We start from the raw sequence: 11,883 nt of genomic DNA on the forward strand, positions 1-11,883 counted from the left end.
CGGCTGGCCGGGCGGCAGGCCCTGCGGGACGCCGTAACCCTGCTGCGGCTGGCCGGGCACGGGCGCCTGCGGGTAGCCGTAACCGGGCTGGGGGGCTGACCCTGCGGGTAGCCGTAGCCCGGCTGCGGGGGCTGGCCCTGCGGATAGCCGTAACCCGGCTGCGGGGGCTGGCCCTGCGGATAGCCGTAACCCGGGCCCGGCTGCTGCGGCGGGCCCGCGGGCGGCGGGGTCTGCGGAGCGCCTGCGGGCGGCGGGGTCGGTGCGCCGAATCCGCCCGCGGGCGGGGTGGCCGGCTGCTTGCCGAACGGGTCGGCGGGCGGCGGGGTCGGTGCGCCGAATCCGCCCGGCGGGGGGTCCTGCGGGGCACCGAATCCGCCCTGGGGCGGTTCGTTGGGCGGTTGGGGGGGCTGTGTCATGGCGTACGTACCTCTGGGGAAAGGGAGTTGGTGGGTCGGGGCCGTCGAAAGCCTGCGTGTGCCGTCAGTTGCCGAAGGCCATCATGGTCTTCGTCTGCAGCTCTTCCTCGTCGTTGCTCGCGCTGACCCGCCCGCTCGCGATGAAGGAACGGCCCCCCGCGTAGACGATCTTCGAGTTGTAGAAGGAGCTCTCGATCTCGGCCGTCGACACCGGGTGCCGCAGCACCATCTGCGGCGTGCCACCGGTCGGTGCGAGGGTGGCGATCCCGCCGCCCTTGTTGTATCCGGCCTCCACGTAGAGCAGCACATTGCCACCCTCCATGCGCAGCGGCTTCACCATGCTGTCGGCCGGTGCCGCGGCCTTCCACTTGGACTTGCCGGTGTTCAGGTCGAATGCCACGACCTTGTTCGTACGGGCGGTGCCGCTGGAGTCCGGCGAGGTCGACATGTAGAACGTGTTGGCATCGGCGGCGACACCGGTGCAACCGTCCAGGGACTTGCCGAAGATGGCGAAGGCGCTGCCGCAGTCCGGCGAGAACTTGTCGCCCTTGTCACTGACGACTCCGGAGCGGAACGAGCCGTTCTCCTTCAGCGCGAGGATGCTCCATTCCTTGTCCTTCTTCAGCGAGACCACCAGCGGGCTCACCGAGTAGACCCGGTCGATCTCCCATCCGCGCTTGATCCGGTACGTCCACCGGGGCTTCCCCGTGACCGGGTCGAGCTCCTGGATCTGGTGCTGCGGATTCTCGACGTCGTCGGTGCGGCAGCTGGAGGCGGCGATCAGCTTGGGCCCGCCGGCGAAGGCGAACGGCTGGCAGTTGCCTGACTGGTTGCCGAACAGTTCCTTGCCGTCGCTGACCCGGTAGGCGTTGGAGTTGCCGGTGCGGCCGACGGTGACCGTGTCACCGCTGATGGCGAGGGAGATGTCCGACATCAGGTCGAAGAGGCCGCCCTTCTTGACCGACTTCTTCCAGCCGGCCTTGCCGGTGTTGAGGTCGATCATCTGCAGGTCCGCGCAGTCCGCCTTGTCGGTGGTGCCGTTCTCGACCCCGATGACGATCTTGCCGTCGGTGGTGGGCTGCGAGGGTGCCGCGCACAGGTCGGCGGGCAGCTTCAGCGTCCACTTCTGCTTGCCGTCGGCCACGGAGTAGCCGGAGACGCTGCGGTACATGCCCTTGACGACCGTGTCACCGACGACCCAGGGGCCGTACACATCCGCGCCGTTGCCCGGCAGGTCGACGTCGTTCTTCTGCAGCCAGAGGATCTTCGCCTCGCCCTTCTTGCGCCCGGCGTTGAGGTCGTCGTCGGCCCCGCGGCCGTCGCCGTTGCCGTTGCCCTCGTTGACGGAGGGCGAGCTGCTCGGCTTGGCGTCGCCGCTCTTCTCCGCGACGGGCTTCTTGTCGTCGTCGCTCCCGCTCGTGGCGATGAAGATGCCGCCGCCGATCACCAGGAGTGCGGCTGCCGCGGCGCCGATTATCAACGCGGGCTTGCGCTTGGGGGAGTTGCCGCCGCCCTGACCACCGGGGCCGCCGGGGGCCGGTGCGCCGGGGTACTGCTGCTGCGGGTAGCCGTAACCGGGCTGCGTCGGCTGACCGTACGGACCGGGCTGCTGACCGTACGGACCCGGCTGCTGGTTGTACTGGCCGGGCTGCTGGGCATAGGGGCCCGGCTGCTGCTGGCTGTACGGGCCGGGCTGCTGGCCGGGCTGCTGGGGGTAGCCGTAACCGGGGGCCTGGCCCGGCGCCTGACCGGGCGTCTGCGGGTAGCCGTAGCCGGGCGGCGGGGTCTGCGGAGCGGGCGGCGGCTGCGGCGGCGGGGTCTGCGGCGGGCCGCTCGGCGGCGGACCCTGGGGCGGCTGAGGACTCCCCTGCGGCGGCTCCTGCGGTGCGCCGAAGCCTCCCTGCGGCGGTTGCTGGCTGGGCGGCTGGGTCATCAGCACGTCCCCCTTCGTGCGGTCCGGTGCCCGGTCCGGTCTCCCCCGCGATCCCGCGGAGCGTCACGGGGCCGAAACCCCCTGAACTTCCCGGAAAGGAGCGAAACAGGCATGGATCCCGCGGCGTTACGTCAGTCGAGCGGGGCTTCTTTGTACCACCCGCGAGACCTCGGGCAACGGGGCGGTCCGCCCCCTGTTCCCAAGGGAGAACCGCCCCGTGATGCCTCCGTTACGCCTCGGGCCGTCAGTTGCCGAAGACCGCCAGCGACTTCGCCCGCTTCTCGTCCCCGTCCTCGATCCCGCTGAGGCTCGTGCTCAGGAGGAGGGAACGCCCGTTCACGTAGGCGACCCGGGTGTCGAAGAGCGCGCGCTCGGCCTCCGCCCCGGCAGCCGGGTGCCGCACCACCATCTGCGGTGTGCCGCCGGTCGGCGGGAGGGACGCGATGCCGCCACCCTTGTTCTTCGCCGCCGACAGGTACATCAGCAGCCTGCCGCCCTCCACCCGCATCGGCATCAGGGTCTGCCCGGCGGGGGCGGCGGCCTTCCACTTCGTCTGTCCGCTGGCCAGGTCGAAGGCGACGACCTTGTTCGTGGGGTCGGACTCACCTGGCTTGCTCGCCAGATAGACCGTCTTGTCGTCGGCCGCCACCCCGAGGCAGTTGTCGAGGTTCCTGCCGTCGGAGGCCACGTCGGTGTCGCACTGCGTCTTGTAGTTCTCGTCGCCGCCGACCAGTTGGGAGCGGTAGGTGCCGTCCGCGTTGAGCATGATGATCGCCCATTCGTCCCCCTTCTTCAGGGAGACGACCAGCGGGCTGACCGAGTAGAACTGCGCGACCTCCCAGCCCTTCTTGACCTTGTACTTCCACAGGACCTTGCCGGTGGCGGGGTCGATCCGCTCCACCAGCTGTTCCTTGTGGTCGTCGGCCGCGGTCTGGCAGCTGGCCGCGGCGATCGCCACGGGGCCGCTCGCGAAGCCGAACGGCTGGCAGTTGCCCGGCAGTTGCCCGAAGAGCACCTTGCCGTCGCTGACCCGGAAGGCGTCCGTCCTGGTGGTGCGCCCCACGGTCACGGTGTCGCCGTTGATCGCCATCGCGACGTGGGAGAGCTCGTCCCAGGCGCCCTGGCGCTTGTAGGTCTTGTGCCAGCCGGCCTTGCCGGTCGTGAGGTCGACCATCTGGAGCGCGTCGCAGAACGCCTGGTCGCCGTGACCGGTCTGGATCCCGAGGACGATCTTGCCGTCGGCGGTGGCCTGCGAGGGGGCCGCGCACATGGCGGACGGCAGGCGCAGGCTCCACTTCTGGCTGCCGTCGGCGACGGAGTAGCCGGAGACGGTGTGGAACATCGCCTTGACGACGGTGTCGCCGACGATCCAGGGGCCGTACACGTCCGAGCCGTTGCGCGGCAGGTCGACGCCGCCCTCCTGGAGCCAGAGGACCTTCGCCTCGCCCGGCTTGCGCTTGGCGTTGATCCCGTCGGCCTCGCCGCGGAGGTCGCTCGGCCCCTGGTCCTTGCCCTTGTCATCGGGCTTGCCCTTGCCGGTGGACGAGACGTCCGGCTCGGGGTCGGCGCTCTTCTTCGCCGTGGGCTTCGTCCCGTCGCCCCCGCTCGTGGCCAGCCAGACACCACCGCCCGCCAGCAGCACCACCGCGAGCACGGCACCGACGACCGCCCCGCGCCGGCCCCGGAAGAACCCTCCGCCGCCGCTGCCCGCGGGGCCACCGGGCTGCGGTGGCGACGGCACACCGTAGGGACCGGGCTGCGTCGGTGCGTCGTACAGCCCCGGCTGCGACGGCGCGCCGTACGGGCCGGGCTGGGCGGGCGGCGGCCCGTACGGACCGGGCGGCTGCGTGGGAGGCCCGTACGGACCGGGCGGCTGCGTGGGAGGCCCGTACGGACCGGCGGCCTGGCCCGACGGCTGCGTGGGAGGGCCGTACGAACCGGACGGGGGATCGTACGGAGCCCCGAAGCCCCCCTGCGGTGGTTGCTGGCCGGGCGGCTGGGTCATCAGCACGTCCCCCTTCGTGCGGACGGGTCCGGCTTCCGCGCCGGGCAAGGCTTCTTTCTATCACCCGTCCCACGAGCCCCAGCCGTCACACCTGACGCACCGAAGCGGTCAGGCGTCCTCGGCCAGCTCCAGCCAACGCATCTCCAACTCGTCGCGTTCCGCGACCAGTTCGCGCAGTTCCGCGTCGAGCTTCGCCACGTTCTCGAAGTCCGTGGCGTGCTCCGCGATCTGCGCGTGCAGCGTGGTCTCGCGTGTGGAGATCTTGTCGAGTTGCCGCTCCACCTTCTGCAGCTCCTTCTTCGCCGCACGCGCGGCCTGCGGGGAGACGGTCGCGGCCGGCGCCGCCTTCTCCTTGGCCGCCGCGGGCGCGGCGGAGGGCGTCGCCGCCTCCTCCATCCGCTGCCTGCGCTCCAGGTACTCGTCGATCCCACGCGGCAGCATCCGCAGCGCGCGGTCGCCGAGCAGCGCCATCACCCGGTCCGTGGTCCGCTCGATGAAGAACCGGTCGTGGGAGATCACGATCATCGATCCGGGCCAGCCGTCGAGGAGGTCCTCCAGCTGGGTCAGGGTCTCGATGTCGAGGTCGTTGGTGGGCTCGTCGAGGAAGAGAACGTTCGGCTCGTCCATCAGCAGACGCAGGATCTGCAGCCGGCGCCGCTCACCGCCCGAGAGGTCGCCGACCGGGGTCCACTGCTTCTCCTTCGAGAAGCCGAACTGCTCACAGAGCTGGCCCGCGGTCATCTCCCGGCCCTTGCCGAGGTCGACCCGGTCCCGTACCTGCTGCACGGCTTCCAGCACCCGCAGGTTCGGGTTGAGTTCGGCGACCTCCTGGGAGAGGTAGGCCAGCTTGACGGTCTTGCCGACGACGACCTTCCCGGCGGCGGGCTGCGCGTCGCCCTGTGTGCGGGACGCCTCGGCGAGCGCCCGCAGCAGCGAGGTCTTGCCCGCGCCGTTGACCCCGACCAGGCCGATCCGGTCGCCGGGACCGAGCTGCCAGGTGAGGTGGGTGAGCAGCGTCTTGGGGCCTGCCTGGACGGTCACGTCCTCCAGGTCGAAGACGGTCTTGCCGAGCCGGGCGTTGGCGAACTTCATCAGCTCGCTGGTGTCGCGCGGCGGCGGCACATCGGCGATCAGTTCATTGGCCGCCTCGATGCGGTAGCGCGGCTTGGAGGTACGGGCGGGGGCGCCGCGCCGCAGCCAGGCCAGCTCCTTGCGCATCAGGTTCTGCCGCTTGGACTCCTCGGTCGCGGCGATCCGCTCCCGTTCGGCCCGTGCGAAGACGTAGTCGCTGTAGCCGCCCTCGTACTCGTGGACCGTGCCGCGCTGGACGTCCCACATACGCGTGCAGACCTGGTCGAGGAACCAGCGGTCGTGGGTGACGCAGACGAGCGCCGAGCGGCGTGCCCGCAGATGGCCGGCCAGCCAGGAGATGCCCTCGACGTCGAGGTGGTTGGTCGGCTCGTCGAGGATGATCAGGTCCTGCTCGGCGATGAGCAGCTTGGCGAGCGCGATCCTGCGCCGCTCGCCGCCGGAGAGCGGGGCGATGACGGTGTCCAGGCCGTGCTCGAAGCCCGGCAGGGCGAGCCCGCCGAAGAGCCCGGTGAGCACATCGCGGATCTTCGCGCTGCCCGCCCACTCGTGGTCGGCGAGGTCACCGATCACCTCGTGGCGGATGGTCGCCTCGGGGTCGAGCGAGTCGTGCTGGGTGAGGACGCCGAGGCGCAGCCCGCCGTTGTGGGTGACACGGCCGCTGTCCGCGTCCTCCAGCCTGGCGAGCATCCGGATGAGGGTCGTCTTGCCGTCGCCGTTGCGGCCCACGACACCGATCCGGTCCCCCTCGGACACACCGAGGGACACACCGTCGAGCAGGGCACGGGTGCCGTACACCTTGCTGACCTGCTCGACATTGACCAGATTGACGGCCATTTCACTCCTGTCCCGGGGGATCGATCGACTTCCCAGGGTACGGGGCGACAGCGGCGGGACGTCCGCTCGCCCTTGCAGCCCTCCACCTCCCAGCTGTACGTACAGAATTCTGTACGTACAGCTGGGAGGCGACCATGCGGACCATGACCTACACCGAATCGCGGGCGAAGTACGCCGAGACGCTCAACGCGGTCATCGACGACCGCGAGGAGGTCATAGTGACGCGCGCCGGACACGAACCGGTGGTGATCGTCGCACTCGACGAGTACGAGTCCCTGAAAGAAACCGCCTACCTGCTCCGAAGCCCCGAGAACGCCCGCCGCCTGCTGGCCTCGATAGAGCGCCTGGAGTCCGGTGCGGGCATGGCACGGGAACTCGCCGAGTAAAATTCGTCTGGGCCGAGTCGGCCCGGGAGGACTACGTCTGGTGGCGGGCACAGGACCGGAAGATCCTCAAGCGGATCAATGCACTGCTGCAGGACGTCGCCCGGAACGGGAACGAGGGCATGGGCAAACCAGAGCCCCTGAAGCACGGCTTCCAGGGGTACTGGTCCCGCCGCATCACCGATGAGCACCGGCTCATCTACAAGGTCGTCGACCAAGAGGTCCGCATCGCCGCCTGCCGCTACCACTACGGCCGGTAGCGGCAGGCGGTGTCAGACGACCGTGGCGCCCGGCGCCGGGGAAACCGCGGCCCGTGCGTTCCTGCATGTCCCCGACGTGATCAGCGCCTCGGTCACCTTCCGCGCCGCCTCCGCGTCCGCCGCCAGGAACGCGGTGGTCGGCCCGGAGCCCGAGACCAGGGCGGCCAGGGCGCCGGCTTCGGTGCCCGCGGCGAGGGTGTCGGCCAGCGAGGGGCGCAGGGAGAGCGCGGCGGGCTGCAGGTCGTTGGAGAGCGCCTTCGCGAGCACATCGGTGCTCCCGGTGCGCAGGGCGTCGAGGAGCGCCGGCGAGGCTTCCGGTGCGGGGACGTCGGTGCCCGCGGTGAGCCGGTCGAACTCCCCGTAGACGGCCGGGGTGGAGAGCCCGCCGTCGGCGACCGCGAACACCCAGTGGAACGTGCCGCCGACGTCGATCGGGGTCAGCTGCTCGCCGCGGCCGATACCGAGGGCGGCGCCGCCGACCAGGGAGAACGGCACGTCGCTGCCGAGCTCCGCGCAGATGGCGAGCATTTCGTCCCGGGTGGCGCCGGTGGCCCAGAGGGCGTCGCAGGCCACCAGGGCGGCCGCGGCGTCGGCGCTGCCGCCCGCCATGCCGCCCGCGACGGGGATGTCCTTGGAGATGTGAATGTGCACGTCGGGGGCGATGCCGTGGCGTTCGGCGAGCGCGATCGCGGCGCGGGCGGCGAGGTTGCCGGCGTCCAGCGGGACCTGCGCGGCGTCCGGGCCCGAGCAGGTGACGGTCAGCGCGTCGGCGCGGGTGACGGTGACCTCGTCGTAGAGGCCGACGGCGAGGAAGACGTTCGCCAGGTCGTGGAAGCCGTCGGGGCGCGGGGCGCCGACCGCGAGCTGCACATTGACCTTGGCGGGGACGCGAACGGTGACGCTCACTCGCCACTCCCGGTGGACTTGTTCCCGTGGGACTTGTTCCCGGCGGGCTCGTCCGCGCCAGGCTTGCTCTCGCTCGACGAGTCCGTCGCCGGCTCGTCCCCCGTCGGCTTGTTCTCGGCGATGGCGGCGAACTCCTCGACCGTCAGCGCCTCGCCGCGGGCCTGCGGCGAGATCCCGGCCGCGACCAGGGCCGCTTCGGCGGCGGGCGCGGAGCCCGCCCAGCCGGACAGGGCGGCCCGCAGCGTCTTGCGGCGCTGGGCGAAGGCCGCGTCGACGACCGCGAAGACCTCGGTCCTGCTCGCGCTCGTCGCGATCGGCTCGGTGCGCCGGACCAGCGACACCAGACCGGAGTCGACGTTCGGGGCGGGCCAGAAGACGTTGCGGCCGATGGACCCGGCCCGCTTGACGTCCGCGTACCAGTTGGCCTTCACCGACGGCACGCCGTAGACCTTGTTGCCCGGCCTGGCGGCCAGCCGGTCGGCGACCTCGGCCTGGACCATGACGAGGGTCCGCTCGATGGACGGGAAGCGCTCCAGCATGGTCAGCAGGACCGGCACGGCGACGTTGTACGGAAGGTTCGCGACCAGCGCGGTCGGCGCCGGGCCCGGCAGCTCCCGGACCAGCATCGCGTCGGAGTGCACCAGGGCGAACCGGTCGGCGCGCCCCGGCAGCCGGGCGGCGACCGTGGCCGGCAGGGCACCCGCCAGTACGTCGTCGATCTCGACGGCGACGACCCGGTCCGCCGCCTCCAGCAGCGCCAGGGTCAACGAGCCGAGCCCCGGACCGACCTCGACGACGACATCGTCCGGGCGGACTTCCGCCGTCCGCACGATCCTGCGGACCGTATTGGCGTCGATGACGAAGTTCTGACCGCGCTGCTTGGTCGGGCGTACGCCCAGCTTGGCGGCCAGCTCGCGGATGTCTGCGGGGCCCAGGAGGGCATCGGGCTCAGTGGTGCTCACCCGGTAAGCCTACGGCCGCGGCGAGGCCGGGGGCTCGCCCCCATGGCGCGTACGGCTTCTCCGCCCGGTTACCTCCGCGCCCGGACCACGACCTCGTCGCCGTCGGCGAGTGAGCTGCCGAGGGCAGGGGTGACGGTGTCGTGGGCGGCAACGGTGACGCCCTGGTCGGCGAGGAGTTCGTCGACGTCGTCCGCGAAGGTGTGCAGGGTGCGGGGAGTGCCGTCGACGTCGAGCGTCACCGCCTTGTCGCAGGCCACGAACGCGGTGGTGCCACCGGCCAGGAAAGCGACGCCGAGGGCCTGCGGGACGAGGCGGCGCAGGCTCTCGGGGCGGACGTGCACCTTGCGACGCCGTCGGGCGGCCCGGCGCGCCGCCGCCCGACCGCCGGTGGTGCCGGGGAGGGCCGGCCGGCCGGACAGCAGGGGCGTATCGACGACGGTCGGGGCGTGGACCGCCCAGGCGGCGAGCGTCAGCTGCTCATGGAGCGGTACGGACACGGGTACGGCGGCCGGAAGACGGGCGGGCGGCAGCGCCACCGCCGTGCGCTCCCTGCCGCGTGCTGCACGGTGACTGCCCTTCGAATGGCTCACGACGCTCCAGAGGATCCGATCGGCCGGCTCGCCTGATGGCGCCCGGGACGATAGCGGAGCATCGGTGACTGTCCAAAACGGCCCGACCACATGGCGTCACCCAAAGTGAGCCGGTACCGGTCAGTAGTCGAATGCGCGAGCGGTGTTGTCGGAGATGGCCGACGCCAGGGTGTCCTCGTCCACGCCCTTCACTTCCGCCATGGCACGCAGCGTGACCGGAATGAGGTACGGCGCGTTGGGCCGTCCGCGGTACGGGGCGGGGGTCAGGAACGGTGCGTCCGTCTCGACCAGGACCAGTTCCGTCGGCGCGACGGCCAGTGCGTCGCGCAGCGGCTGGGCGTTCTTGAAGGTGACATTGCCCGCGAAGGACATGAAGTACCCGGCGTCCGCGCAGATCCGGGCCATGTCGGCGTCGCCGGAGTAGCAGTGGAACACGGTCCGCTCGGGGGCGCCCGCGTCGGCGAGGATGCGCAGCACATCCGCGTGCGCCTCGCGATCGTGGATGACGAGCGCCTTGCCGTGCCGTTTGGCGATCTCGATGTGGGCCCGGAAGGACTCCTCCTGCGCGGCCATGCCCTCGGGGCCGGTACGGAAGCAGTCGAGCCCGGTCTCGCCGACACCGCGTACGTGGTCGAGTGCGGCCAGCGCGTCGATCTCCGCGAGGGCCTCGTGCAGCGCCGCCCGGCCGCCCCCTTCACGCGCCCCCTGCCGCGACCGGCCGTCGGGGTCGCCGTGCACGATGCGCGGCGCCTCGTTGGGGTGAAGGGCGACCGCCGCGTGCACGTTCGTATGCGCGGCGGCGGTCTCGGCGGCCCAGCGCGAACCGGCCACGTCGCAGCCCACCTGGATCACGGTGGTCACATTGACCGCCGCGGCCCTGGCCAGGCCCTCCTCGACAGTTCCGTCCTGCATGTCCAGGTGGGTGTGCGAATCGGCGACCGGTACCCGGAGGGGTTCGGGCAGCGGCGGGGCTTCGGTACGGCTCATGACGACGATCGTACGAGGACCGCGCCGGTGGCCTTACTTTCGGTGGAAGGGGTGCAGCAGGTCGGACAGGTGCCAGTGGTGCTCCGCACCTGCGGGTGCGACGGTGACGGCCACGGCCTCGCCCTCCCGGGCGTCGGTGTCCTTGATCGCCGGCCGCGTCGGCTCGGGGTTGTGGAGCAGTTGCTGGACGGTCGAGACCCGTCCGGCCCCCATGATCCGGACCACGTGTCCGCCGCAGTTCGTGCAGGTCGGCTGGGAAAGGGGGGAGGGCACCCGTTCCCCGTCCGCCTTGTATATGACGAAAGCCTTGTTGGAACCGTCGACGTGGTGCTCTATTTCGAAGGCCTGCTCCCAGCCGTATCCGCACCTCATGCAGGCGAAGGCATACGCCTCATGCACGGTGGTTGCTGCGATCTCGCTCATGCCCGCTCCTTTGTCCGCCGGACAAACACTCCGGAGAATGCGTCCCTGGTCCAGTGGACGCCCTTACCGGCGGGAGCGCATCAAGCCCTGTCGACTGTTGGAGCGGTTTTGGCCTTCTCGTGGCAGAAAGGCCCGGTGCGCGGCTCGTGCTTTGCCTTTTACGACAGTCCTTTGCCCTCCGCCGGACCGGTTCGCGCCGCGTTCTTTGCCGCGACGACCGCATCGAAGACTTCGCGCTTGGGCAGCCCCGCATCTGCGGCGACAGCGGCGATGGCCTCCTTGCGCCGCTCCCCCGCCTCCTCGCGCACCTGCACCCTGCGTACCAGCTCCGCGGCGTCCAGTTCTTCGGGTCCGGAGTCGGCCGCGCCCTCGACGACGACGGTGATCTCGCCGCGTACCCCCTCGGCTGCCCACACCGCCAGCTCGCCCAGCGGGCCGCGCTTCACTTCCTCGTACGTCTTGGTCAGCTCCCGGCACACGGCGGCCCGGCGGTCGGCGCCGAAGACCTCGGCCATCGCCGCGAGGGTGTCGTCGAGCCGGTGCGGAGCCTCGAAGAAGACCATGGTGCGGCGCTCGTCGGCGACCTCGCGCAGTCTGCCGAGCCGTTCACCCGCCTTGCGCGGCAGGAAGCCCTCGAAGCAGAAGCGGTCGACGGGCAGCGCGGACAGGGCGAGAGCGGTGAGCACGGCGGACGGGCCGGGGACCGCGGTGACCTTGATGTCCTTCTCCACGGCTGCGGCCACGAGCCGGTAGCCGGGGTCGGAGACGGACGGCATCCCGGCGTCCGTGACCAGCAGGACGCGGGCGCCGCCGGTCAGTGCCTCGACGAGTTCGGGCGTACGGGCCGACTCGTTTCCCTCGAAGTAGGAGACGACCCGCCCCGTGGTGTGGATGCCGAGCGCCTGCGTGAGGCGGCGCAGCCGCCGGGTGTCCTCGGCGGCGACGACATCGGCCGTCTCCAGTTCGGCGGCGAGGCGTGGCGGGGCGTCCGCCACATCGCCGATGGGGGTTCCTGCGAGTACCAGCGTTCCAGTCGTTCCAGTCACATGAGTCATCCTCCCAGCACGGGCGACAGCACTCGCACAGATGCGT

The 11,883-nt window shown here is 71.2% G+C and carries 9 protein-coding genes and 3 pseudogenes; 2 read left to right on the forward strand and 10 right to left on the reverse strand.

Going from position 1 to position 11,883, the window contains the following annotated elements:
• From ACGFU7_RS39990 to ACGFU7_RS40005, 4 genes and pseudogenes are all read right to left on the reverse strand, one after another.
• A pseudogene (locus tag ACGFU7_RS39990) lies at nt 1-416 on the reverse strand (hypothetical protein); the annotation flags it as partial.
• Between the two features lie 64 nt (nt 417-480).
• On the reverse strand, nt 481-2,349 hold the full coding sequence (locus ACGFU7_RS39995; protein WP_393702863.1) for a PQQ-binding-like beta-propeller repeat protein: 1,869 nt from the start codon (nt 2,347-2,349) through the stop codon (nt 481-483).
• Nucleotides 2,350-2,593: 244 nt separating this feature from the next.
• Nucleotides 2,594-4,354, reverse strand: a complete 1,761-nt coding sequence (locus tag ACGFU7_RS40000; protein WP_393702865.1) for a PQQ-binding-like beta-propeller repeat protein — start codon at nt 4,352-4,354, stop codon at nt 2,594-2,596.
• Nucleotides 4,355-4,462: 108 nt separating this feature from the next.
• Nucleotides 4,463-6,280, reverse strand: coding sequence for an ABC-F family ATP-binding cassette domain-containing protein (locus ACGFU7_RS40005; RefSeq protein ID WP_393702867.1), 1,818 nt, complete (start codon nt 6,278-6,280; stop codon nt 4,463-4,465).
• A gap of 134 nt (nt 6,281-6,414) precedes the next feature.
• Here ACGFU7_RS40005 and ACGFU7_RS40010 point away from each other — a divergent pair, with 134 nt between their 5' ends.
• A complete protein-coding gene (locus tag ACGFU7_RS40010; RefSeq protein ID WP_393702869.1) occupies nt 6,415-6,666 on the forward strand; it encodes a type II toxin-antitoxin system Phd/YefM family antitoxin in 252 nt (83 codons plus the stop codon).
• Nucleotides 6,663-6,923, forward strand: a pseudogene (locus ACGFU7_RS40015) (Txe/YoeB family addiction module toxin); the annotation flags it as partial. The gene ACGFU7_RS40010 and the pseudogene ACGFU7_RS40015, both read left to right, overlap by 4 nt.
• Nucleotides 6,924-6,935: 12 nt before the next feature.
• Here ACGFU7_RS40015 and ACGFU7_RS40020 read toward each other — a convergent pair.
• From ACGFU7_RS40020 to rsmI, 6 genes and pseudogenes are all read right to left on the reverse strand, one after another.
• Nucleotides 6,936-7,829, reverse strand: a complete 894-nt coding sequence (locus ACGFU7_RS40020; protein ID WP_393702871.1) for a 4-(cytidine 5'-diphospho)-2-C-methyl-D-erythritol kinase — start codon at nt 7,827-7,829, stop codon at nt 6,936-6,938.
• Entirely contained in the window at nt 7,826-8,791 is a 966-nt protein-coding gene (gene rsmA / locus ACGFU7_RS40025; protein ID WP_393702873.1) for a 16S rRNA (adenine(1518)-N(6)/adenine(1519)-N(6))-dimethyltransferase RsmA, read from the reverse strand. Before rsmA ends, ACGFU7_RS40020 begins: the two co-directional genes overlap by 4 nt.
• 71 nt (nt 8,792-8,862) lie before the next feature.
• Nucleotides 8,863-9,327, reverse strand: a pseudogene (locus ACGFU7_RS40030) (ubiquitin-like domain-containing protein); the annotation flags it as partial.
• Nucleotides 9,328-9,501: 174 nt separating this feature from the next.
• Nucleotides 9,502-10,368 carry a TatD family hydrolase gene (locus ACGFU7_RS40035; protein WP_393702875.1) on the reverse strand — a complete coding sequence of 289 codons (867 nt, stop codon included), beginning with the start codon at nt 10,366-10,368 and terminating at the stop codon, nt 9,502-9,504.
• Nucleotides 10,369-10,401: 33 nt separating this feature from the next.
• Nucleotides 10,402-10,791 carry a hypothetical protein gene (locus tag ACGFU7_RS40040; protein ID WP_393702876.1) on the reverse strand — a complete coding sequence of 130 codons (390 nt, stop codon included), beginning with the start codon at nt 10,789-10,791 and terminating at the stop codon, nt 10,402-10,404.
• A gap of 158 nt (nt 10,792-10,949) precedes the next feature.
• Complete coding sequence (gene rsmI, locus ACGFU7_RS40045; protein WP_093893252.1) at nt 10,950-11,846, reverse strand: 16S rRNA (cytidine(1402)-2'-O)-methyltransferase; 897 nt, start codon at nt 11,844-11,846, stop codon at nt 10,950-10,952.
• Between the last annotated feature and the right edge of the window lie 37 nt (nt 11,847-11,883).

Origin of the sequence: Streptomyces sp. NPDC048473, from assembly GCF_043200155.1 — a bacterium.
Classification (GTDB): Bacteria; Actinomycetota; Actinomycetes; order Streptomycetales; family Streptomycetaceae; genus Streptomyces.